Source organism: Paenibacillus oryzisoli (assembly GCF_001653565.1).
Classification (GTDB): Bacteria; Bacillota; Bacilli; order Paenibacillales; family NBRC-103111; genus Paenibacillus_E; species Paenibacillus_E oryzisoli.
This window is the reverse complement of the sequence record NZ_LYPB01000064.1, coordinates 13,979-39,331: the sequence shown is the minus strand read 5'-3', so window position 1 is coordinate 39,331 and position 25,353 is coordinate 13,979. Positions and strand designations below refer to the sequence as shown.

Below are 25,353 nucleotides of genomic sequence, written 5' to 3'. Positions count from 1 at the left end.
TTTATATTACATTTTAGTAGGGGGAAGCCATGGTTTTGCATAAAAGAAAGTTACTTGTTGTTCTCGTTTCACTCTTTACCGTCTTTAATCTTTCCCTTGGAACTTTGAGCTTCGCTCAGGAACCGAATGATGGAGCCAATACATCCACGGTACCTTCCTTCAATGAGAACGACATTGTTCCGGGGAAGGTGCTCGTGAAATACAAGCAACAACCTGCCCCTGACGGCATGCAGGCATTGTCCGCACGCTCGGCTTCTTCATGGACAACGCTTAATTTCAACAACGACCTTGCTGTCTCGGACAAGCTTGCAGAACTGCAGAAAGATCCGAATGTGGAATATGCGGAGCCGGTCTATAAGGTGCATTTGATTGAGACGGATGTTTCTACGGATATAGCACCCACTGTCTCACAATCGGTCTATACCGGAACTTCGGCATACAAGAAAATCTGGGGGAAACGTGCGGCTCATGTTGATCATATGGGCACCTACTCTGACCTTACTAAGAATCAGAATGTCACCGTGGCCGTGATGGATACCGGTATTGACATGACACATCCAGCCTTACAAGATTCCATCATTCAGGGTTACGACTTTGTAAACAAAGATACCAAAGCCCAAGACGATAATGGCCATGGCACACATGTTTCAGGGATTATTGCCGCGCAACCTTATGGTGGAGCCGATGTAGGTGTCGCTCATGGCGCCCAGCTCATGCCACTTAAGGTTCTAGATAGTAATGGTGGTGGAGATACGAGCTATTTGTACCAAGCTTTCCAATATGTACTCGCTCATCCAGTTGATGTAATCAACATGAGTTTGGGCAGTTATGCAGACAGTATTGCCCTGCACGACATTATTAAAAAGGTTCATGATCAAGGGACTGTGATTGTTTCAGCCTCCGGCAACGACAGCAATAATTGGACGAAGGATGAGACTGGGCAATACTCTACTCAACCTTGGGAAACTTCGGACACACACCGCACGGCCTACTTCACAAGTTACCCCGCAGCTTATGAAGAAGTTATCAGTGTTGGTGCTGTTGCCCAACTTAATGATCTAAACTATGCTATTGCGGACTTCTCGAATATAGGCAAAATAGATCTCGTTGCACCTGGCATTAATATCTATAGTACGGTTATCGGTGGCAGCTATGATTATAAGTCAGGAACATCCATGGCTACGCCTTTTGTTGCAGGACTTGCTGCTTTATTGAAGGCAGCTAATCCAAATCTAGGTGCAGAGGATATACGGCTCATTCTTCAAACGTCGGCACAACCAGGGAATCTACTTTCTTTACAACCGAATATTTATGAGCCATCCAACCATTATCCCTTTAACTATGCTTCGCAAAAGATGGCATATGGCGACGGTCTTATTAACGGCATCCGTGCCTTTGAAGTACCTAGGTTGCAAATGTCACCTGCCGTGGCATTTAATTTCCCTACGAACCCTGCTCTCAGTTATAACTTTGAACTATTGAATGTTTATGATACCGTCGTGAGTGTTACCTATTCGGTCTATCTGAATGCCAGAGCCTATAATAAAGCTACGATTGATCGAGAATTAGACTTGCAATACGCATTTGTCGCTACACCCTCATGGGCACCCTTACTTAATGGTCAAAAACAGTTAACAGCTACAATAAGCAATATAGGTTCTGGATATAACTTCTATATGTTTGGGACATGGGAAGAACCCACTCCAACAGGGGGCGTAGTTCAGCATCGCTCTAATATCATTTCAGCCCCACCGCAGGTTAGCTTGGCTTCAGGAACATATACGGGTCAACAGAAGGTTACCCTCACCTCTTCCTTCGGAAATGGAACTATTTACTATAAGATCGAACAAAAGAATAAGGCAGCGTACATTTCAACGTTCCCTGTATCAGGTGGCGAGCTAACACTTAGTGAAGATACTGTCTTAAAAGTAGCCATGTATCATAACAATGAATTCAGTAATGATGTAATTTATCAATATACGATTACAGCACCCCGAGGCGGCGGTGGCGGCGGTGGCGGTGGTGGTGGTGGTGGCGGCAGTTCCCAACAACCTCCCTCCCGCAATGCCGATGGGAAAATGGTGTATGAATTCAAACCCGCACACGTTGATTTATTAATCCAATTAAATAAAGCTTTGTCAGACTTAACCTTGAATGCCACAACGAAAGAGAACTTGGATATCCTTTCCGTCGAAATGGACGCTGATATTGTTCAAAAGGCTTCGCAAATGAAAAGACCGATCGTTATCGCGGCTAATGATATCAACATGCAGATTCCACCTAATGCTTGGCCGATCAAGCTTTCGACTAGCAAAATCCTGTTTACATCGAGCAAATCTACTACAGCCATCCCGAATTTCACATCGGCTTCCGCTATTTATGATTTCTCTGTCACCGAGGATGGGACTAAACTCAGTTCATTCGCATCGCCAGTGAAGGTGTCCATTCCTTTTGATGCTTCCAAAGTCAAAGATGTTCATAAACTAAGCGTTTATTTCTATGATGAAACGCAAGGTGCTTGGACACCAATCGGCGGCACCCTTAATTCGAATGGCACCATGACAGCTTCGCTTGCACATTTCTCCAAATATGCTGTTCTTGAGAAGCAGAACGATGCAAATCTTAAGGACATTAAAGATCATTGGGCACAAAAAGAAATTGAGGACTTGGCTGGCCAAGGCATTATCGATGGCATCAATCAAGACTCCTTCCAACCAGATGCAACATTGACAAGAGCACAGTTCGTCACCATCATCGCTAAAGCGTTACAATTACAACAAAGTGGCGATGCCGCCATATTCCAAGATGTATCTGCGGATGCTTGGTACCGGAATTCCGTCTATGCAGCCTATTCAGCGAGTATTATTAGCGGTATGAGCGAGCAAACATTCGTTCCGGATGCGCCTATCACGCGGGAACAAATGGCCCTCACTATGGTCAATGCCTATTTGCATGCAACAGGTAAAAAGCTTGAAGACATCGTCACCACACAAGAAGTCAAATATGCTGACGAAGGCTCGATTAGTACCTGGGCGAGGTCCTACGTACGAATCGCTTCTGCCTTAGGTCTACTCAGCGGAACAATGGGAGGACAATTCGCTCCTGCGGATAACGCTTCTAGAGCACAGGCAGCGGTTGTGATTTACCGACTATTGAACAAAGTACAATGAGTTAAGCTCTCTTATACGTAAACGATAATCGCCCTGTCCCTCCATCCATTGGATGAAGAGACAGGGCGATTTGCATAAGTATTGATTAGGCTGCTAATTAAGCAGCCTGTTTGTGCTTCAACTCCACAAGCAAGGCATGAAGTTGTTCTGTCGCAAGCCCATGAAGCACTAATCGAAACCCGGCTCGAAGCGTCGAGAGCGGAACCATCGGGTGCTTATTATTGATCAAGGCCAGCCTGTCATTACTACCGATCACTTTGGACGCTAGTATCCCAATCGTCTCATCGAGTTGTAGGGAATTCGTTGCTCGCCAGAAATCGTTATCTGTCAGAAAAAACTGATAGACAGGCGTAAAGCACTCGATAGCAGTCATGAGATCCAGAAAATTGGACCGTCGATTAGGCATCCCCTCAATAGGAATGCGACTTGACGTAATCGCATCGAAATTAAGCTTTTCCTGCTTCATCACCTCCATATTTTTCTCGCGTAATTGTTTATTTAGATTGATGACAAAATTGTATAAATTGAGATCATGAATGAGAAACAAATCGTCTTTGATCGGTTCAAGATTCGTCGGCTTCAGTGGATTCATCTCGACTTGAACACCCGGAATATTATCGCGGATAAATTGCAGGATCTCAGATCCCAAATAAAAATGCCGAAGAATCATATAATTGGCGTCTGGACTCACGAATGTTTTCATGCCCCAGTACAAGAAACGATGAAGCATTTTAGATGAAGTAAAGGCTTTCGGTATAATGATCTTATATAGTTGGAAAAGAATAATTAAAAGTCGAGAAAGCGGCCTTAGAACGGGAAGCAGAAATTGTCTAGATCGACTCGAGCAGTCCTTTAAATAGGAGGCTTTCGCTTCTTCGTTAAAGGGAATGCTTTGATCAAGGTAGATAGCAAGGAATGGATTCGGATCTTGCTTATCATGCGTCATATGATTAAAATAATCGGCCTTGCTCATATATTCCCCAGCTCCTCTAATTGTAATAGATACAATCGTGCTGTCGTTTTCGCCGTTTTTATAATCCGTTCAGCAATGTCCATTGTCAGCATTGGATGCTGGATCCCTGCTTCTAGACGCTCGAAATGTTTCTCGTCAGAGTCGCTATGATAGAGCAGAAAGGATACTTGCTCGTCGTTCAAGCCGAGTTGATCACGAATCGCCTCTCCCCAGTACCTCGCCATTCGACATCCCAAACCTTCAATAATCCACATCGCACCCAACAGATCCACAGGATTCTCTCGGCTTGCCCGCTGAAACAGATAGGCAGACAGGGCTTCGCTGCCGATATTTTTCTCTCCGGATTGAATATCCGCAAGATTTCCTCCGACGGCTACGTAATTGCGTTCCAATATTTGAAAGTCGCGATGCTCGTCGCGGGCATGGGCAATAAACATGGACCGCAGATCGATGTTATCTATCGTAATGTACGAAGCTGCACGTGCAATCCACTGTGACCCGTCAATCACTTGCTGACGAATGTTTTCCATGAGCAGCATGTAATCTTCCAGCGTAAATTTGCCTCTATACAGTTTATGAATAATGGGAACGTGAGCAAGCTTTTGTTCAAAATCAATCCAAATGTTGACTAACTGCCGTACCAAATGAGACTGCACTAGATTCGCATGATCAAATGCCAAATGTGGCGCTTCTGGCTGTCTCTCGATAAGCTCAGTGACCGTCACATTGCCTGTACCGACTACCGTTAATAACATATACGAAGTCTGAAATCTCCCGCTCTCTGGCACCATGCACAGCACTTTTTCGCCTGGCTTCAGATGCCCTTCGTTGAGCAGTTCCTCCAGCATAATATAGATAGAGGCGGCTCCCGTATTGCCTTTCGTATATAGGTTTGTAAACCACTTTTCTGCCGGAATCGTCATTCCGCCAAGCTGCATAAGACGGAAAATTTCATCACGGAAATAATGGGAAGAGTAGTGACAAACCATCCAATCAATGGAGGAAGGATCTACTTTCCCCTCTTCGACAAGTTCAAAGAAACGTTTCACACCCACCTTCGGCATTTCGTTAACGAGGCGAATATCTTGTTTCAAATTAATAGCCCCGTCATTTGCCGCTTCATGGATGGAAGCATAATCAAGCCAACCTCGTTGATTTCCCTTCGTGTCCTCTTTGTTCATACCTGCATACATACAAGTATCGTAGAGATTGGCGTACGATTTATTGTCAATCCATTCAATTTTGAGGGATAAACCCTGGTCGCTTGGCTTCGGCTGCAGCACGGCGGCACCCGCGCCATCAGACAACATGAATCGAAGAAAATCCGTATCAAATGGAATCGGCCGATCCATGAATTTGGCCTGCGCTTCAAAGCGCGTATGTTTAAACACGCGGCTCGGAAACTCGCTGGCACAAGAGATCGCGGCTTTCTTTTCGCCCGTCTGCACCTGCAGGTAGGCATTTTTGATAGCTTGCATTCCGCTGCCGCAGACGCCATGATGTGATGCAATTTCCATAACAGGCAGGCCGGTTTCGGCATGAACCATACTGGCAAAACCAGGCACCAAGAGGTCGCCCTGCGTCGTACCAACAGCTAGAAAATCTACTTGATTAAATAAATCGTCGTGATTCCGCTCGAGCGCATCGCGAATTGCATGATTCGCCATTCCAGCATTTGAATATAGGCTCTTTTGATTTTTGTCTATGGCGTAATGACGAGTTTGAATTCGGTTCTGTTCCAGAATGCGCCGCATCGATTTCGAACCTTTTCCACCTATTTTCCCAAGGTATTCCTCGATTTCATCGTTATCAATGGGTGTACCTGGCAGAAACTTCCCGATACTCGTTATATAAACAGAATTCATGAGATCACTCCCTAGTGGAAAATTATTGTCCTATCATCCATTTTCGGCGATATCAGGCTCATTTCATAGTACTAAGTTCGTCTAGTACCCTAACGCTGCCCACCTCATAAACAAAAAGACCGTCCCGAACAATTGAAGTTGTTCAGAACGGCCCTGTCGATCTACTGCGTGTCACTACCTGCCGAAGCCGCTTCCCTCATGGCCGACAACGCTTCGTCCAAGGAATCTCCGCTTCCACCACTACCTTGCACGACGCCTGCCATCTCGGCACTGTATGCCCACCAGCGTACACGTACATTGCCTTGTTCACCAGATTGCTGCACTTTCACGCCGATACGGAACGTACCCTTCTGCGGGTACGCGATGGTTCCGATCTTCACTTCAGGTGAATCTGGCTCAAATTCGCTGCCTTTAAACACTTCCGAAGCCCCGCCATATACGCGGTCTCCACTAGAAAGAATATCCGAGAACGCATCGCCGCTTTGCTCTTCTAAGCTCGTGATGATCAACACATTGCCCTCACCGAGTCCGTGTACAATCTCACCCGAATAGAAGCTCTTCATAGCTCTCCCGAATGGGGACACAGCGATTTTCGTAAAAGGTTCAATCGGAATGTCGACATACCCGCTTACAATGCCTGCAATCCCGCTGCCACCGCCAGCTGGAATCCCCAAATCAAACGACAGCTCGCTGATCAAGGGGTTGTAATTCACATTTAGCTCTGGTGGTTGCCCTGGTGCCAAAGTCTTTACTTTGGACTTCGTGACGAATTGACCGGACGTTTCTTCTCGGTATTGACTGGCTTGACCGAGTCGATACATGACCGATGTGTTGTAGACGTATTCACCGAACGGTACTTGCTCAACCGTTTCTATGACATAAGTCGGTCCGACTTGGATCAAACATATTTTGGCCAAATAAATGCACGGCTCTGACGGAGCTTCCAGCGAAGCTTCCAAGGATTGTTTCACGAAATCCGACATCAACCGCTCATTCACCGCTTCGGTCACAATGCTAATCTCGCCAATGGATTGTGCTTGCAACTCCAATTGTCGATCATCCAGCTTCAAAGCTCCTGTTCCTGCCTTCACACCGACTACAGCCTTCACAGCAGCCGTACTGTCTGCACGAAGCAGTACCTTCATTTCATACTCGCTCTCTTGCGCATCTTGCGGCTCTTGGAACACAATCGTCGTCCCGTTGATCGCTTCTACGCGTCTAGCATCAAGCTCATACTGGAAAGACAATCTGCCAGCTTTCAGCGTTTTCTCAAAACGCAGCGTCATCTCGAACAATTGTCCCGGATTCACATAGCGTGGTGTCGTCTGCAAGACGCGCACCTGTTTATCCTGATACAGGACAATCGTCTGATCTGACAACGTCGCTAGCGGCAAAGAGGATGGGTCCGGCGCATCCTCGCGGATAAACAGACGATAGCTTTCCAACACTCGATTATAATCATTAATTTCGTCCGAACGGACGGAAGAGTTCGCTACAGCGTGTACGGGTTCTTTTTCCTTTTCATCATAAGCAATACAGAGGTAGACGTTCTTCGCATACTGGTTATTGCTGAAACCATCCATCATGGACAACTTCATCGTCATCGGGGATGGCACGACAATTTCCCGTCCCAAGGCATCAATGGCAGCACCCATTTCGACCGAAACAGACTTCTCATCGACGGCTACAACTTGCAAACCGGTTAGAACGCCAGAACCATGCAGCAAGCGATTCATCATACGGCGTTTATCATTGAAATACTTCTGCTCAGACTCGAAATCTCTGACCGTCAGCAGCTTCCCATAGAAATACCGATTGCGTTCAAACGGGTAATAACGTGATTTTTTCATAGGGATACCCTCACCTTCTCTACCATTTATTATTCGATTTCGGAATCTAGTCCCAAGCGCGTATGGATATCCATCCGTTTATCACGATCCACATCAATCAGCACGGTGTTGTAAGGCATGGACGAACGCTGATCAAGGGTTAACAAAGTAGGCTCAGACAAGTACGTATTAATACCTAGATATGTATGCATATCCGCATACATCCAAGGCTGCAGTACAATCAGTTTGCCTTCGGTATAAGCCGGCTTCTGATCTTCAATAATCTGCTCAATAACTAAGCGCTGTTCATCTGTACGTACACTTTCGGGCCTTAACAGCACACAGAAGGTATACGGATTATCGCCATATAACTGGGTGAAAAGTTGCCGCAGCTCCGACGTTTCTTGCATTTGTTTAAATTGAAAATATTCTAATATGAATGGCTCAGCGCCCGTATAAATTTGCAGCATATTCATCAAACCTTCGCGCGTCCCTCGCAACTTATATAGCTCAGGTGCCCGCTTAATGAGCTCTCTTAGCTTCCTCTCACCCCAGGCTTCGTGCTCCGTAATGGCCAACCAACCGCCCAACCATTCCAAGTACGGACCCGATACGGCATCTGGATCAAAATGACCTGAAATTCGATCAATCGTATCCTCCATATCGTCAAAAAACGTACTAAACATCGCTAGGAATCGCTCCAAGAACGGGCTATGTTCCTCATCCTGTTGATACATCGGCGGCAAATACGCAATCAGCGAGGTGCGTGGGTAGTACACTCTCAACTTACGAATAAAAGGTGATTTCTGCTCACTGCCGACGAGCTCGATTTTGAACCAGAGATATCGACCTTTCGCATGCATCAGCAGCGCATCTTTGGGATTCAGAATCGGCTCTGACCATAGATCACGCGTCGCTCTCAGCTTTTCTTTGACCGAGATATCCGGATCCGTGAAATAGTTAGTGAGATTGACATAATCTCCATCAACCATCCCTTCACTTTCATCGGAAGTATAATACGAGAACCGAATCTGCGTTTCTTCTGGAATATCGGCTTCCAGACGTATTTTGTGCCACGTCGTCTCTGTCTCTGTCGTATCTAGGTCAGCTGAGAAGTACACGGCCTCCGGCAATTGCGTATCCTCCAGCAGCATCGTTCGTGCTCGAAGATCCAACAAGCTAATCTGGCCGCTAATTCGATCAAACACATATAGGCGATTGCGACCATCCAGTACTAATTTATCTGTTCGTCCTCGGAAGCCTGTGACCTTATCCAATGTGGTGCCGTTGCCTCTATATTTTAAAATAAACCGCTCCGTCACACCTTCTTGTTGCGCGTAACCGCTATCCCCTATATAGAGATTATGATTCGTATCAATGGAAATACCGGCAAATCGCCCCTCTTGCTCCAATTGGAAATGGAACGGGTCTCGCCCATCTTCATGGAACACCGTTACCGTCCGAAGTTGGTTATCCAGCAGAGCAATCGTCCCATCTGCCGCCGCCGTATAAAAGCGATCCTGCAGCTTCGAAATCGGAATCGATTCTGGCATACGATGTGCATCATGCTCATACACACGCATCACCTCACCGGCGGAGTTCCACTGTATAATGCCAATCCGACCGTCCTTCGGGACTTCGGGACTTCCATTCATACCAACCGCAATGTCCAAAGGAACTGTTATAAATAGCGTATTCGCGGTTTGAAGCTTCGTATTCAGGGATAGGGGATATAAACTTAAATTTTCCCAATTGTGAACCGCCCACATGGTTTGACCATTCGAGATGGAGTATAGGGCAAGCCTTCTCTCCGTACTCTCACTACTATCTGCAATCACAAGTAGATCCGACATCGAGGCAAGCATCGCTTGCGAGCTGAACAACTCGTGACCATGACGAAACAGTAGCTCTCTATGCCGACTTTCGTCATCGTAAATCCACACATTTGCCGACTCATCCAACAAAATCAGCTTCCGCCCAGGACCCACCGTCATATCGCAAATAGGCGGAATCCCATCCAGCTCGTCCGTGCGAACGATGCGATGAATGCTATACTTCTCCGACTGCTGAATCGAAAACCCCTGCTCCAGCATATGCACATTCGCATCAAAGCCTTCTTCCCAATCCATTCTCTTGTTAAGCGAGAAAAACGTTTGTCCATCCTGCATCGTTCGTCACCTCTTTTCAAATTTGTAGGGAACATTACTTAGTTGAGCACACTGATACTGATACTGATTACTCAAGTGACTTCTACTTCTACTTCTACTTCTACTTCTACTTCTACTTCTACTTCTACTTCTACTTCTACTTCTACTTCTACTTCTACCAATTAAACTTCTACCACCACTGCCACTTAAACCAATACCGTCTTGCCTTCGCAGCCGCTCCCAACAAATTAAATGGATTTTATGTAGCTAATTTTGCTGATTTACGCCATTTGCGAGCAATAGATGGATTTCCTACAGTTAATTTCTGCTAAAACCCACCGAACGGACAATTTCGCTCAAATTAGCTGTACTTTTTCCATCTAATCGCAAAATCACAGGTCATACGGGGAAATTAGCTGTAGATTTTACAGTTAATTGAATGTTAGCTACTTAAATGACTGTACTTCAACTTCTACTGCTCATCCATTAACTTCGCAGCGGGTAGTTGGGCGAAGCACTCATACTCATACTTCTACACCTACAAATCCGTCTGACTGATTGTCTCAATCTCATGTTTGCCGGAGTAGACTAACGCATATGGCGGGATATGAATATCCCCAGCGCCATCCTTGTGGAAGCCTGTGCCTTCGGCATCGAGCCAAATGTCCTGCACATACACGACACCTTTGATCCGGGAAATGACGCCGTAAATATCTCCCCTATACACGGTCCGTCCAAAACGCCAACCCTCCGCGCCATGCCCATGATCCATGGGCTGAAGCAGATTACGGAGCTCGAGCGCGATGCGCCGTTGCTCGTTCTTATACTTCGGCTCCATCACCACGACGGCGTGAACCGTGATCTTAATATACTCCGCTGGAATAACATGCAGCTCCGTTGTCAATAACCGATGCCGATCCAGATGCAGCTTGATCGTCTGCAAGAAGCCCTTGCCAGCCTTCGGCTTGTCGCTCTCGCTGTAAGGCACAACCACCACGGTCATCTGCGCAGGCGCCGACACCCGTGGGAAATCCCGCATCCCCGGCTTATACAGGGGGATCGCCTTCACCCGCGCGACGCGGAGACCCGGCGCCGCCTTCGCGAGCGCCTCGTAGTCCTCGGCGGTCACCGCGCGCGTTGGCGCAGCCAGTTCGCGCTGCACGCGCAGCTTCGCTTGCGCGAGCGTCTCCGCTTCCTGGCCGCCACGCGCCGGGAACGGATTCGTCACGCTCACGCTCGGCGCAGCTGGCGAAGCCGTGAGCCCCGTCACGAGGCCGTCCTTCACGTTGCCGCGTACGCCCCCGCCTGCCTGCAAGACCAGGAACCGTATGTTCGGTTCCCCTGACTTGCGCGGCACTAACCCCGCTTCGTTATTACCGAAGCGGATCGTGCCAGAAGCCGCGTCGTAGATGTAGTGGCGGTCCATCGACTTCGAGTTATCGAAGTCATCCACGGCGGTCCAGTCGTCCCAGACGAAGCTGTCTTCGCCACGCGGGCGGTACCCCACCTGCAGCAGCATGCTGCTAGGTTTATACACGCGGCCGCGGCTGATCTCAAAGGTCTGCCCAGGCAGACCTTTGCTGCCTCCCACATACCGGCTGTAGTCAAACGCAGCCGTGTAAGCAACAAGCCGTACCCGCTTCGCGCCCTGCGGAGGGATACTGCCGTGCACCCCGTCGCCGAAGCGAAGACGGGTCGTCCGACGGGCCGAATCCTGCTGCAGCTCGCAGCAGAGATCAGATGGCCCGCAGGTACTTAGGTCAGCAACTGTGTGCCAGTCGCGCCAACGGCCCTGCTCATCCTGCACCTGAATCGTGTGCAAGCCGTTGTAAGCAAGATACGAGCACAGCTCGAAGCTCTGATCTGGCTCTCCTGACGAATTGAAAGCTGTCACCTCGCTGAATGTTTCCTGCTCAACGGCCTTAACAGCATTGAGCGTAATCTTTTCAATTTTGGGAGCCAGTTCATAGCCGTCCTCTTCCAGTGTACAGCAAAGCCAATAACGGCCACGATCATCAGCCGGATACAAGGACATCGGCTTCATTTCTGATGTAATGAAGAACTTGAATTCCCCGCTTTGCGATAGATGAACAGTGGTATCGCTCTTCGGCTCAATACGCAACCAACTCTCAGACTGTTCATCTCCGCCTGCGAATGACCACGCGACTTTGGCTGATGAAATCATCGGCGCCATCTTCTCTACCTGATGACTTACCCTCACAGGGTAGCGATCAAAGAGATTAAAATAGATCGATATCTCCGTGTCCAGTGGCAATGCTTGATCAAAACCAAGATACAGATGAGCTCCCTTACGGGCATCCGCACCGAAAGCGTAATAAGCAATTTTGGCCTGATTGTTCGATGTATAATCAGCAGCAGCCGTTTCCGTACGTACGAGCACTTTCTCCAAAGCGGCCGGGACTAGCTGTAGGGTTGCCTGCGTCTCAAACCGCAGATCCATCGCAGACAGCGGCGTCCCTTTAGGGAGCACAAGTTGCTGCGTAGCGCCTGTAAATGTCAGATCACATACGGCAGATACCGCATCGCGAGGACGAATTCCCAACAATTTGAGAAACTTGCGTTCACTGCGCTCCGTCACCCGATTTAAGTAGTACTGCTGCATCTCTGTCATCCAAGACATCAGTTCTAGCAACGTAATCCCAGGATCATGCTCATTCTCATCTGTCCATTCCGGAAAAAGCTTCGGAATCGACTTCCGCGCCTCCATCACCATTTGCTCGAACATGCGATCATCTAAATTAGGTATGGGTAGCATTTACTTGTGCTCACCTCCTTCAAGTTTTCTAAGCGTACGCTAATTGATTTTCTCCTAAAGTACGTTCACAACGACCTTGTGCTTTCCGCTCACAATAATGCCATGCGGCAGCGATGGCAGTCGATTAACATCCAGCTCCACGCGCTCGCCGTCTTCAATTTTGAAGACAGACATATACAGCTTTTCGACATGGCTAATTGCCCGAATCGATTTTAACAGTGCATAAAAGACGGAAGGATGAATCTGTGCCCCAATCGCCCAACCTTTATTATCAAAATTGCCCGTTAACGGGTCAAGGAATCGATTTAACTTCTCAATCGCTTGAATTTCCGTGAGAACGACCGTATCCATTCCTTCAACAGCGACAATAGCCGAAACCGATATTTCCATGTATACCGGCTCAATCACCTGCAAACGCTCCGGGAAGGCAACCAGACTTGAGGCACGCCCCAGAATGAATCGTTCTACTTGTTTTTTGAGCTCAGGAAACGTTGAACTGCCTTGTTGACCTTCTTTTGGTAAAATAACAAGCGTCATCGCTCCGATTTCTTTCTTCATATACGCATTTCGATTCGGTATACACGTCACCTTCGCAATGTTCGGATAGGCTTCTCTAGCCAGCCACTCGTAGTCCTTGGAGGAAACAGCTCGGTTGCGGTGCTTCAACATCTCTGGCCCTCGCACTAGTGCAGACTCCAGCTTCTCGGCTTGACAACCGCCCGATGCAGGCTCAGGGTTATACACCTCACCGACAAAAGCAATCGAATCCTGCATCTGATTAATCTGACGAGCAGCGACATTACCTATCTGGCCCATTGTAACCTGGTAAGTGACCCTTAGTTGCTCTAATCCGCCCTTCGGCGGGTGCATCCCATGGACACCATCTCCAACTCGTATGCGTCCAAAGGTATGATCAATGACATAGTGACGATCTCGGCTACTCGATAACGTCAAATCGCGAACAGATGTCCAGCGAACCCATACCTGCAGAATATTGCCCTCTGAATCACGACGAATGTCCATGAGAGGCGTGCCAGATAACTCGTATTCCAAGATATCCTCTTCTGTAATGAATTCAGTCTCATCTACCCATACTTCTTCTGACACGATTCCTTGTCTGGCTAGCTGATACTCCAGTTCTTCCAGTCCTTTGACCTCAGGAACTTCACCGGTAATCGTCTCCTGCTGCAGAATACGAACCGTATTCATATACACGCCTTGAATTGTCGGAATCTGTACACGTCCTGTCACATCATCATAAATATCATCCCGATTCGTAGCCCGAATCCAGTAACCTTCTTGACCGAATAGAGAGACGCCGGCAAAATCAGATGGACCCACGAACTGCACCGTTCCGCTTTGCGTCAAGCCTTTCGTTTCATCAATAACCTTGAGTACTACCCACTCTGGTGGCGTTCCAGGAAGCAAGCCTGCTCGCAAATACTCCCACTCCAGCATAGGCACGTCATGCTCCGAGAATCGCTGTTGTTTAATCGAGACGAATATCGAAATAGGACCTCTCACTGGCGGTGTATCAAAAGAAAAACATAAGGCTGGATGACTGCCCTCCAAAGGCTGGAAAGGTTCAAATCCGCCTGCCAATTGACGGCTATGCTTCGTTCTTTCTTCGAAAACCGTGTTATTAAAGGACAAACAACGTTCCGCTTGATAAAGTCGATCCTCATAGTGATAGGTTAGCGCTACTTCGTCAATCCAAGGTGATAGATACAAAGCCTGCGCGATATAGGCATTTTCGATATGTAAGATCCTAGCTCGGATCCAACGGTTTTCGTTTCCATTCACATAGGTAGCCTGAAGATCTGGCGGACAACGGAATTGAATTTCCTTACGAACTTTTTGCTGCACAGGGTAGTAGAAGAGCTTCTCCGCATCCTTGCCCACATCAAGTCGTACCCATGTCGTTCCATTCCAATATTCCCAAGCCACTTGAAGAACCGTCACATGCACCACGGGTGCCTTATCGAACCTGTTCTTCTTCATGACCATTTTCCAGTCTACGGGTTCCCCATTTTCCGCTCCAAAACGATTCTCGAATGCCTGTAACCCGAAGCTCAGCTTAATATCACCATTCGTCTTCGTAAACACTTCCTGACTGCCAATATAGAAGGAGCCATACAGGGCGAATTGATCACCAAATGGGTAAAACCCCGATGGATCCGCATCAATATCATTATAAAACATCTGATCCGGGGCAATTCCGCCCGTTTCAAGGGTATCTACATAGTCGGTTTTGAAAGAGATATGATCCATAGAAAGCCTGCTGTCAGCAAGTGTGGTCCGACCGGTTTGGTGCGGTTTTAATCGACATTGAATCCATCGGCCGGTCACACCATTCACTTCTTTAAGAACAAGTTCTTCATGCACGCTTTTAAGCAAAATAACCCGGTTGCCCTGCGACTCAACAGCATCAAACGCTTTCCAACCTTCGGCTGTTGCATACAGCCATTCCACAAGCTCTGGATCTGCCAGTTGGCTCGACATGCCGAACTCCTCAAAGCGTTTCGTACTGTTGCGGAATTCGATCTCGATCCGTGCCGGGTTGGTTACCGTGAAAAGGGAACTGTGCTCCAAATACAAACCATGCTCCTGTAAATTCTCCCCATCCTGAAGACGAAATAACTGCTTCGGGAACGCGTACCCATGGCGACTAGCAAGTAAGAAGTCATCCGAGATCCGAACAATAATATCCTGCTTACGACTTGTCGCATAAATGCTTGAGAGCACAGCCGGTGTCAATAACGCACTGCGTGCCGTTTCATAAAGAATCGTATCGGCTTCTATGGAAGCAGCAATTTGCGTCCCCCCCGAAATAAACACAGATTCTTTCGTCCCCTCATTTAATGCAAATGTCAGGTAACTACTGGCCGGTCTTGCTGGAAGCAGCGTGACATCGAACATATTCAGAAACGAGATTAGGTTCTTCGTTGGTACTCGATTCAATCGTTTAATGTTGTCATGAAACATATCAGCAAACATGAGGAACAACGCTGAACCCGGGTCCGGGTTCTCAGGCGTAAAGCGCCACTCTGGCGTATAATACGGCGCCATTTCCTTCATTTGGGCGATCAGATCCCCTATGTCTCTCGTATCAATTTTGGGAGGTTGCACAATTCCACCTCCTCTTCCGCACGTATCGTCATCGCTTCCGCATCCTCTTTCTATTTCGAACCTTCAAATAAATAAAACGGATAGACTTGGTTGAACAAATTGTTCGTTGTACGGACCTGATAGGCAATATGAATCATAACCTTGGCGGGGTCATCCGCTTCTGGGATGGCTTTCACTTCAACCTCGTGAACCCTCGGTTCCCAGTTACGGATCGCTTCTTCTATATTACTCTGCAGCAAATGAAGAGTCGTATCGTCGGTTAGGCCGAAAATAAATTCCTGAACGCCGCATCCAAAAGAAGGACGCATGACACGTTCACCTTGCGTGGTGCCCAAAATAACGCGGATCGCTTCCGCGATGTCTTCCTCATACTCGGACATTCGGATCCTTCCCGTTGCAGGATCTACCTGAATCGGGAATTTCCATCCTCGTCCCAAAAATGCTTCCGACATCCCGCCACTCCCCTCGTGAATTGATTCTAGTTAATTTTCACCATACTACCTTTGATATTAATGATTCCATCTGACTTCAAATCTAAGGTCGCTCCTGCTTTCAAAGCCATTGTGGCAGAAGCCTCTATGTTAATTTGGGTGGATTTAATTTTAATTTCCTTCGTACTTTCAATGCCGACCTCGCCTTTGGCGTTCAGAGTGATCTTCGATGTTTGACTGACAACCGAAATTTCATTCGCCGAGCCGCCTTTAATCAAGATCTTATTGTTCCCGCTGGAGTCAGCAATCGAAATACTTTGATCCTTGTCCTTCAGTTCAATAATCTGGCCTTTTTTCGTCTTCACTGTAATACTCTCGTCACCGCTTTTATCATTGAAAGACAGCTCATGACCTGATTTGGTCTTAATCATTCGCAAATCATTTTTTTCTGCGGGTGTTGGCGGCATATTTTTCGGATTCCACAGCATACCAATCACGAATGGCATCCGCAGCTCGCCCAAATGAAAAGCAACTAATACTTCATCGCCGACTTCCGGGATAAAGAGACTCCCCATTTCCTTACCGCCCATTAACGTTGCGATACGGACCCAATCTGTCTCTGTTTCCGTTTCTTGCATCGGTAGCTTAAGCTTAACACGTCCCATTTTATCAGGATCGGTGTTGTTCGTAACCACAGCCACCATGACGCCGCCTATCTTCTGACTGGCAAAATCGGATATGCCACCAATGGTAATATCGGGAGTTTTGAACATTAGACCGCATTCCCTCCCAATTGAAACCGAGTTGTATAACCTTCATCGTCAAAAATATGAGTCGCTCCCGTAATATAATACGGTTGGTCGAACGTCTTACCCACCCCACTGAGCTTGATATAGCGCCCCGCGCGAATCTCTGGAATCCCAATGCATTCGCCGCTGCCGCTTACCATCTTCATAGCCCGGCGGTTTAATATCGCATCAGCGTAGCTCTTCGCTTCCTCCACAGAGGTTACATTCGTATACATATGCTCGATGAAGTCACCTTTGGAGCCTAGAATATCCTTGCCCGTCTTGCTATTAGAACCTAGCTTCGTCACACTGGCTGACTTGCCTTCGATAACTTTTAACTCTTTATTGTCCCAAGCTCGTACGGTTACGCCTGTAATTTGCTCGGCTAAATTGTGATCTATCATTAAACTGCGGAGTGTTTTCCCCATTTCCAATGTCATCACGGCTGTCATCGCCGTCAATGGCTTGCGGAAATATAAGTTTTTCCCCACAACGAAGAAATCATAGTTAACTAAATTCGCTAAATTCTGAATGAAGTGATAGTCATTAATCTGACTCTGTGAAAGTGCCGGAAATACCGTTGTTGTAGCATCTACATTTGTTTTGAAGCCATATGTTTTGGCAATTTCTTCAACGACCTCGCTGTATTTCTTCTTATTCCAAGAACGAGACTTCGTCCCTTTCATCATGAGATAAGATATATCCATCCCACGCACAACGAGACCCGGTGCTCCGCCCTCTGGAAAATCTACAACGACGGACGTGATTTGACCTGTAAAAACTGGGGTAAATTTATCTAAATAACCTAAACCAATATCGATGGCTTTACCTAATGTGAAGGTGGATAACCATTGGAATTCATTTTTCGTAATGTCGTACGCATTCGCTACTCGAAAAGAAAAAGAGTCTGCCGTGCCATCAATCGTTGTATCCACGCGTAAATTATCCAGCGCGATATCATCGGACAGCTTCGTGCCATCCACTTTAATATCATAGTAAGGTGCATAAAAATCACTGTATTTCTTGGCAAGGTCGTCAAAGGTAAAGGAGCTCGTATCCAGATCTAAGGCCATCGGCTTAATCCAACCGCGGAACTGAAATTCGGCGTCCCGTGGCTACTTTCATTGGATTATCGATCCCATTTGCTTTGGCGATTTCTCGCCACATCGTAGGATCCTCATACTCAGTGGCAGCTATTGTCCACAGTTGATCCCCTTGATTCAGCATCTTCAATTTCGTACGATCTGCCGAATGACGTGGAATTTGCTTTAACTGATCTTTCTTGCTTAGGGTAGATTTAAATGTCACCTTAAGTTTAGCTCGAACTGGGACTCCAGTATCCAAGAACATTGTAAAATGCTGATTGACACCGACGACAACTCCCTTGAAATCCAAGGACCCCCATACGAATCTACATAGCGGTGGTGCATGGATCTCTTTCTCCACATCGAGGAGACCTGAAATCTTCGTCGTCAACTGACGAACGTCCGTCCCTTTCTCGTAGGTATCGAAAAAGAAATCCATGGTGAGTGTCGTCGTCCCCCCGCTCACGAACTGAGCAATTGGCATGGACAGACCCGGCACTGTTTTCCAGTCGTAGTTATTGCTCGTGTCAATCGTATACTCACCTGGGTTAAACATGACTTGTACATTTTCTGTTTTACTGCCTTTATGTACAATAATCATAGCTTTCTTAAGTGCCATAGGAATCCGTCCTTTCTGCCGTATTGAATCAATTGGAGATCAAGTCATTTCACAAATCTATATACCTCGACGTTGCCGTTCGAATTTCATTTTCTTCTCAATTTCGCGATACACTTTGTCTGCGATTTTGGAGATATCCAGCTGTGGAAGCTGTTTGATCAACTCTTGCAGCTGCCCTTCACTTAGCTCTGGCGGTGCCAGATCAACTGGCGCTGCTGGTGCGGGTTCGGAGTCTGCGCTCGTTTTGGTGCGCAGCCAGTCCATATCCAGCGGTGCGTTCGCCAGTTGACTTGTTGGAGCTTGTTTATGCTCCAACATGCTGAGTGGTGAAGCAAGGTGCTCTTGGCTTGCTGTTTGCATGGGCACACTTAGCATTGGCGTGCCTTGGTGGCTCGCGCCGATCGACGGCTGCTGCGTGCGGGACTGCATCGGCACGCTCAGTGCTGGCGTGCCTTGGTGGCTCGCTCCGATCGACGGCTGCTGCGAGCGAGACTGCTGCAGCACGCTCAGCGTTGGCGTGCCTTGGTGGCTCGCGCCGATCGACGGCTGCTGCGTGCGGGACTGCTGCAGCACGCTCAGCGTTGGCGTGCTTTGGTGGCTCGCACCGATCGACAGCTGCTGCGAGCGGGATTGCATGGGCACGCTCTGTGCGGGCGTGCCTTGCATGCTGTCGGCGCCACCTCGCGTGGCGTCGACGGGTCTGGCAAGCCGCTGCACTTGCGTTGGCAGCGGCTTCGTTAATGCAGCAGACCAGCCTTGGCTGCTGCTGTTCGTGATGCTGGCACCGCTCAGCGCGCCAGCTGTTGCTGCGGCGGCTCCTCCTGCGGCAGCCGCCTGTACGAGACTGCCCATCCCGCGGGCGGGCAGTCGATGTTCCGCTGCGGCAGGCGAAGCCGCAGCCATTCCCGCAGGAGCAGCGCGAAGCGCTCCTGCGCTGCTCGCCAGCAGCGGCATGACACGCGGTGTCATGCTCGTGCTCTGGCGAGCCTTGGGCGCGCGTGCTGCGCGCGCGGTCGAGACCGGCTCTGCGGCCCGCGAAGCGGCCGCAGGCTCTAGCCCTTGTGCGCGCTGCTCTTCTACCTGCGCGCTCACCATAGCCCTGATGGTTTGCTCTGCCGAATCCGTTTGGAATCGTTCCGCTTCCAAGCGGTTCTCCGAACCATGGACTTCCTGCATAGGCGCGCGCTCACTGCCATCGACGACTATGCGTCTCTGGAGATGCTCGGCTTGCGCCCCGCTCCATTTCATTGCTTCACGCTTTGACGATGCTCCACCATCTCCGCGCTGCAATAAACCTTGCCTGATATCTGGTGCAGACACTTGTTGGATTAATTGCCTAATTCTCGTCTCACTCGCCCGTTGAATCAGATGGCCAGCAGCAGCTTCTGTACCTTGTAGCCCAATCGAAGCTTCCAACGTTCTCTGACCAAGTATCTTCCGGTTGGTTAGATCAACAGCTCGTTTAGTGAGTGACGAGCTTGTTGTTCCTGCAGAAGCGCGTTTCGCAGAACGTACTGGTTCTGAATCAACTCTTCTGTCAATCCTGCCCTCTTTCTCACCGATAACTACTTGCCTTGCCTTATCCCTAATTCCATCCTCAGATGATCTTTGTACGAGATTGCTACGTATCCATTCACCCGATGCACTCCGTGATTGGTTGGTATCTGATTGATCAGCTCTTCTTACCCGTAGGCCACTCGTAATCCCCAATGAGCGCTGTACAAGTGTTCCTAATACGCCATTTCCTATACTTCTAGCTTGTATGGCATGTTCATTTCTGTTGCTCGGGTTCGATGACCTACTATGTTCAACGAAAAACGGCCGTTGTACAATCTCCCCACGTACAATCTCTCTTGCCGGTTGACCGAGTTGTGAGTCCACCTCTCTATCCAATCGACTCAGTTGGCCTAGTGTAGCAGCTTCAGAATTCTGCCCATCAATAACAGTGTCCATTCTGCTACTAGAACTAAAATTCTCTCTGATCAAAGAAGTTCGTACACCAACGTCTCCAGTTACAGGTTCACTTGTTTCTACATCACTTACAGCACTATCGTGCTGTCTCTCATCCTTCCGCTCAACATCAGCTACAGGCTGCACGCTTCCTTGCTCTGCCATGCTTGGCGTTTCCAATGGCGGTGCATCCTTCGAACCGACTCCTCGTCTTGGTATCATGCCATTCTCGATTCGCCCAGCTCGAAGCGTCAGCTGATCTCTTACTCTTGCTCCAGTTGAGCTCGATCTTGTAGTATCATTATCGCTATTTGTTAAAATCGAGTCAGTACGAGGGCTTAGCGTTGGTTTACGTGAAATAAATTGCCCCAAGTCAATTCTTCGCTGAATTCTTGCTTGCTGTTCTCTCACCTGATCAACCCGAGTTGGACTTTCATCTCGTCTAACCATATTAAGTGGAGTACGACTGGCTGGTTGAACAAATCCAACATTCGTTATTTCACTTGCTACTTTGTCAAGAGATTGTTCTCTGACACTTGTTTGTATCTCACTAGTTCCTGCAGCACTGTGTGCCCCATTCTCCCTATCCGCTTCTGTTGAAACCAAACTGCGAACCTTTTGAATCAAACTAGCTGATTGCCGTAAGCTGCGTTGAAGCAACTGGGAGCCATCCCCTGCAACTTTACCTGAATTCACGAAGGCCATACTGCTTTCTGCAACCTTTGCTGCTGTTTCAGCGGCTAAGGTGTGTCTGAGAGCCATTACTTGTGGACCCAATCTTGCCTGGTTCTCTGGGACACCAGGTTGTTGTTGAACCGTTGACTTATTGTTGCTAGGCCCGACTCCGGGAGAGCGTAATGTATACCTCAATAGTCGAACAACTTCTCTGTTCATTGTACTTCTCTGCTCAATCGAAGTTGATGGTAGTAAAGTACCTATGGATCGAACACTTGCTCCTGCGATTCTAGCAGCATTCTCAGGAGTTAACTTCGCAGTAGGGCTCTTCTCACTGACACCAAAGCTGTTGCTTAGAAGCTGATCTTCCTGCTTTATTAGTCCGTTTCTAGTCTTATCTTCTTGCACGCTTTGCGTTTTACTGTGTGATACTCCAAGCTCTTGCTGAATAGGTAGGATATTAGAATCTACACTTCGATTCTCTTGTTGACGATGTAGCCGAGTACTTCTACGCTGTTCTTCCCCGTTGATAGTACGACTAGTATTCCTAGGAACTATGACGGATTCTTTTCTGCGCTGATCTCTTAGCTTACTTGCTGATCTAGCCAATACATCTGTACCTAAATCAGGCCTAACTACATTCACTGATAATTGGGCAGTAGCCCTATTAGTTCTAACTTGCTTGCCATCTTGGTTAACACTATTTGTACTCCTAATGAAAGAATCGTTATTAGGAGAGGGTTGTCTTTGTATGGTAACGAGCTGCTGCAACCAGCTCTCGTTGCTCTGAATTTTCTGAGCTTTTGCTTTCCTATTTTCCATAAGCGCAGGCTTTCTAAACACCTGACTGGGGTGAGCTGTTACAACGTCAACGTGTTTGGAGGCTGTTTGGGGCTGTTCTGGCGTGCTCTCAGTCTCAGCATCAGATGTCGTGTTCTCTAGTAATTGTACATCTGCAATAATCGGTGCACTCTCAGGAGATCCGACAATGATTTCTTTCGTTGTTTCTTTCCTTGTCTGTAAGTCTCCACTGGGTTTGCGTGGACGTCCTCTTTTCCGCTTACCAGGCTGCTCAAATTGTTGCACAATCACGAATTCTGCAGCATCTTCATCTTGCCTTTGTTGGCCTTGCTTACTTTGCTCTACCGGTTCTACCTGCTGCTTTGCTTGCAAATCATGTACTTCTTGCTCTAAATCTACTTGAAGCTTACGTTGTAACCTATTCTCGTTAATGCTTTGAGTAACTTGTGTTTCAAACAATTCATGTGAATTGTCTCTACCCAGCCTCTGGCTTTGTCGTTCAGGCTCATGGGCTGAGCTCGAAGCCTGCTCAGTTTCTTGTGGTTCTTCGCTTTGTAACCGTTGCTGCATTACTTGCTGGTCTTGTAACTCTGCTCGTTGTACCCATTGTTGTGCTTCATGCTGCCCCTGCAACTCTTCACGTTGTACGCGTTGTCGCGATTCTTGCTGCTCCTGCAACTCTTCACGTTGTACGCGTTGTCGCGATTCTTGTTGCTCCTGCAACTCTTCGCGTTGTACACGTTGTTGGACTTCTTGCTGTTCCTGCTGATTACGCAGTTGTTCGATCACTTCCAACTGACTTGACGCCGCTTCCTGAAGCCTTATTTCATCACGTTCTTGTTGTAATCGCTGAACTACTTCTGTTAGTGCCCCTTGTTCTTGCAACACATGTGAAACTGGCTGTGTCTGAGCAACTTCTGGCTGCTCACCTAACTTACGCCAAATCGTCGTCGTGCTAGCATCAAATCCTCTAATTCTAGAACGACTAGGACTAGATGAATTGGCGGAAGCGTGCATGGATCTAGGTAAACGTGACGTTAAGCTTGCAGCATTAATCGCCATTGGCTGTAGGCTGGAAGATAGAAATCCCTTCGCAATGGCAGATTCATTTCTACTTGCTCGTAAGGGACCTTCCGGCTGATCTCGATCAACGGGTTGTCGTTTGTCAGTTTGTACATCCTGCCCCTCAGCATGTTTACTCAGTAAACTACGTATAAAACGAACTGTGCTTGGCGATGGTTTTCCTGAAAAAGGACCCTCTCCGAGCTTCATTGGCATACTTTTTTCGAATGCTTGAAGATCCGTAAACCTCGCTCTTGGCACCTCATGATCATTCATGATCGATGAACTGAGTTGTGGCAATCCCCGATGATTATGACTCATTGGCGTGTGCGTTATCTCTTGCAAGATTAGTTTAGCCACATTAAACACTGAAGGATTGGACGGCAATTTGGATTGCTCAGAGAAACGAACACTAACAGCCGCATCGTCATTACGTCCCAAGCTCAATTTCCCAGATTGGAACTGTTCGAGCCAAAGGGAAGCATTTTGAATTGCATCCACATGCTGAGCAACGTTTGAATGATTCGCCCTAGCTCTTGTTTGCCCTTCCTGCTCAATGGAACGGACTACACTGGTGTTCTTATTATCACGTAAAGCTTGTTTAAATAATAAATTGACTGTTTTCTGGCTAATATTCGTTGTACGACCTGTATGTTGAACGCCATTCACCGTAGGGCTAGGTTGATTCATCTTGCTGCTTGTAGAATGAGCTAACATACCTATCGAAGCAACGAGCTGCCTCATCGAGCGCTGCATAATCGGTGAGTTTCGTTTATTAACGTTGTTAATTGTTTCTTGTTTAGACTGTGTAAGATTATGTTTAGCAGCATAAATCATTTCTTGTTCAGCAAGGACTTGGGCTGCTAATTCCTTGTTCTTCTTGGCTTTACGTCCTCGCTTCTTCTTGACTGGCACATCAACGGCTGCCGTCGTATGTTCAGAGGACACTCTGCTTACTTCTTTCTGACTTTCATCTACAAGCACTTGCTTCGGTATTTGATAGCCACTTTGTGTGACTAACTTCTCAATTTGCTGAATTGTTTGCTGCTTTGTAATGAGAGGTGCTGATTCTGGATGTTTCAAGTTTTGCAGCTGAAGCTGTAATTGTAGAATCCATGCCCGATCACTCGGGTTCTGTATCGATGCTAATTCCTTGTCAGTCAGTAAACCCTTGCCTTTGAAAATAAGAGCAAACATTCCTAAATAATTATTACGATCCCATCCATACTTCCCCATAATCCCAGAAGCAAATTGCTTAGCCTGACGAGAAGTCTGACCGACAGTCGACGTGCGTTTACCTACAGCAGAACGTAACGATCCATTACTCTTTCTTCCACGGGGTTTATGCGATTGTCGAGATTTCATGAACAATCCCCCTAAAAGTTTTGGCAATCCTACGCTTATTTCTTGAAAATCGTCTTCAATCCCGCATGCACTAACTCCACCGACTCGATCGCCACATTGGCGTTGCCTGCATTGAGATCAGGTCCGTTCCATTTCACAGGAAATGCACTCGTGAATTCCCAACGGCACATCTCTTTACCCTCGACGTTGTACAAAAGAATAGAGCCATTCTTCCGACTTATCTTGCCTTGTGCCGCATTACTGTACCAATCCCACAATTCATTAGAATTGCTTATACCTCTTTTGAGCACAATGTTCGGATACTTCGTATGTTGAATCATGTAGTGTGGATGGGTGTTCAAGCCACCTTCCCAATAAGGTTTGACCTCGATCTCTGACTTCATGCCCGTTACCTCGGAGAATCCTCCGACGATTAGTCCATCAAGCTCAACGAGAAAGCGAAAATTACCACCTACATTATGCAATTTGGATGAATTCTTTGCCATTGTTTGTTACTCCCTCTTACCGAAACACATCAAACGGATTGTCTGGCTGTTTTTTACCTTCTTCGTTCAAATTACGATTAATGCGAGAAATTTCCTCGCACCACGTACGGCGTTCACGGTGTTCCATGGACATAATCTCATCATGTGACCAATGAAAATAATAAGCAATGAAGCCTACTTCTTCATATATCTTGTCAATGGGG

At 47.5% G+C, this 25,353-nt stretch carries 14 protein-coding genes; 1 reads left to right on the top strand and 13 read right to left on the bottom strand.

What is annotated here, in order from left to right; all coding sequences use genetic code 11:
* Window positions 1-35: 35 nt before the first annotated feature.
* Window positions 36-3,170, top strand: a complete 3,135-nt coding sequence (locus A8708_RS13915) for a S8 family serine peptidase (RefSeq protein WP_167355887.1) — start codon at window positions 36-38, stop codon at window positions 3,168-3,170.
* Between the two features lie 97 nt (window positions 3,171-3,267).
* Here the strand turns inward: A8708_RS13915 and A8708_RS13910 are convergent, their stop codons facing one another.
* The 13 genes from A8708_RS13910 to A8708_RS36985 form a co-directional block, all read right to left on the bottom strand.
* Window positions 3,268-4,143 carry a DUF6999 family protein gene (locus tag A8708_RS13910; protein WP_068664333.1) on the bottom strand — a complete coding sequence of 292 codons (876 nt, stop codon included), beginning with the start codon at window positions 4,141-4,143 and terminating at the stop codon, window positions 3,268-3,270.
* A complete protein-coding gene (locus A8708_RS13905; protein ID WP_068664331.1) occupies window positions 4,140-6,008 on the bottom strand; it encodes a StlD/DarB family beta-ketosynthase in 1,869 nt (622 codons plus the stop codon). The genes A8708_RS13910 and A8708_RS13905 overlap by 4 nt, the downstream gene beginning before the upstream one ends.
* Before the next feature lie 161 nt (window positions 6,009-6,169).
* Complete coding sequence (locus tag A8708_RS13900; protein WP_068664329.1) at window positions 6,170-7,858, bottom strand: hypothetical protein; 1,689 nt, start codon at window positions 7,856-7,858, stop codon at window positions 6,170-6,172.
* A gap of 29 nt (window positions 7,859-7,887) precedes the next feature.
* Window positions 7,888-10,005, bottom strand: a complete 2,118-nt coding sequence (locus A8708_RS13895; RefSeq protein WP_068664327.1) for a phage tail protein — start codon at window positions 10,003-10,005, stop codon at window positions 7,888-7,890.
* A 517-nt stretch (window positions 10,006-10,522) separates the two neighbouring features.
* Window positions 10,523-12,730 (bottom strand): putative baseplate assembly protein, encoded by a 2,208-nt coding sequence (locus tag A8708_RS13890; RefSeq protein WP_204787531.1) that lies wholly within the window; start codon window positions 12,728-12,730, stop codon window positions 10,523-10,525.
* 84 nt (window positions 12,731-12,814) lie between these two features.
* Entirely contained in the window at window positions 12,815-15,889 is a 3,075-nt protein-coding gene (locus A8708_RS13885) for a baseplate J/gp47 family protein (RefSeq protein WP_068664323.1), read from the bottom strand.
* A gap of 50 nt (window positions 15,890-15,939) precedes the next feature.
* Window positions 15,940-16,341: a GPW/gp25 family protein gene (locus A8708_RS13880; protein WP_068664321.1), complete on the bottom strand. Its 402-nt coding sequence runs from the start codon at window positions 16,339-16,341 to the stop codon at window positions 15,940-15,942.
* Between the two features lie 26 nt (window positions 16,342-16,367).
* Window positions 16,368-17,093: a phage baseplate assembly protein V gene (locus A8708_RS13875; RefSeq protein ID WP_057309158.1), complete on the bottom strand. Its 726-nt coding sequence runs from the start codon at window positions 17,091-17,093 to the stop codon at window positions 16,368-16,370.
* A complete protein-coding gene (locus A8708_RS13870) occupies window positions 17,093-18,181 on the bottom strand; it encodes a phage late control D family protein (RefSeq protein ID WP_068664319.1) in 1,089 nt (362 codons plus the stop codon). Before A8708_RS13870 ends, A8708_RS13875 begins: the two co-directional genes overlap by 1 nt.
* Window positions 18,182-18,185: 4 nt before the next feature.
* On the bottom strand, window positions 18,186-18,812 hold the full coding sequence (locus A8708_RS13865) for a CIS tube protein (protein WP_068664317.1): 627 nt from the start codon (window positions 18,810-18,812) through the stop codon (window positions 18,186-18,188).
* A gap of 57 nt (window positions 18,813-18,869) precedes the next feature.
* On the bottom strand, window positions 18,870-24,665 hold the full coding sequence (locus tag A8708_RS13860) for a hypothetical protein (protein ID WP_068664315.1): 5,796 nt from the start codon (window positions 24,663-24,665) through the stop codon (window positions 18,870-18,872).
* 35 nt (window positions 24,666-24,700) lie between these two features.
* Window positions 24,701-25,150 (bottom strand): phage tail protein, encoded by a 450-nt coding sequence (locus tag A8708_RS13855; protein ID WP_068664312.1) that lies wholly within the window; start codon window positions 25,148-25,150, stop codon window positions 24,701-24,703.
* Between the two features lie 16 nt (window positions 25,151-25,166).
* Window positions 25,167-25,340, bottom strand: coding sequence for a DUF6760 family protein (locus tag A8708_RS36985; RefSeq protein ID WP_312886413.1), 174 nt, complete (start codon window positions 25,338-25,340; stop codon window positions 25,167-25,169).
* Window positions 25,341-25,353 lie beyond the last annotated feature (13 nt).

Bases quoted from the DNA above. Each gene is read 5' to 3' on its own strand.
- A8708_RS13890 (WP_204787531.1), bottom strand. From the start codon at position 12,730: ATGTTCGAGCAAATGGTGATGGAGGCGCGGAAGTCGATTCCGAAGCTT.
- A8708_RS13875 (WP_057309158.1), bottom strand. From the start codon at position 17,093: ATGTTCAAAACTCCCGATATTACCATTGGTGGCATATCCGATTTTGCC.
- A8708_RS13895 (WP_068664327.1), bottom strand. From the start codon at position 10,005: ATGCAGGATGGACAAACGTTTTTCTCGCTTAACAAGAGAATGGATTGG.
- A8708_RS13900 (WP_068664329.1), bottom strand. From the start codon at position 7,858: ATGAAAAAATCACGTTATTACCCGTTTGAACGCAATCGGTATTTCTAT.
- A8708_RS13865 (WP_068664317.1), bottom strand. From the start codon at position 18,812: ATGGCACTTAAGAAAGCTATGATTATTGTACATAAAGGCAGTAAAACA.
- A8708_RS13905 (WP_068664331.1), bottom strand. From the start codon at position 6,008: ATGAATTCTGTTTATATAACGAGTATCGGGAAGTTTCTGCCAGGTACA.
- A8708_RS13910 (WP_068664333.1), bottom strand. From the start codon at position 4,143: ATGAGCAAGGCCGATTATTTTAATCATATGACGCATGATAAGCAAGAT.
- A8708_RS13855 (WP_068664312.1), bottom strand. From the start codon at position 25,150: ATGGCAAAGAATTCATCCAAATTGCATAATGTAGGTGGTAATTTTCGC.
- A8708_RS13860 (WP_068664315.1), bottom strand. From the start codon at position 24,665: ATGAAATCTCGACAATCGCATAAACCCCGTGGAAGAAAGAGTAATGGA.
- A8708_RS13870 (WP_068664319.1), bottom strand. From the start codon at position 18,181: ATGGCCTTAGATCTGGATACGAGCTCCTTTACCTTTGACGACCTTGCC.
- A8708_RS13880 (WP_068664321.1), bottom strand. From the start codon at position 16,341: ATGTCGGAAGCATTTTTGGGACGAGGATGGAAATTCCCGATTCAGGTA.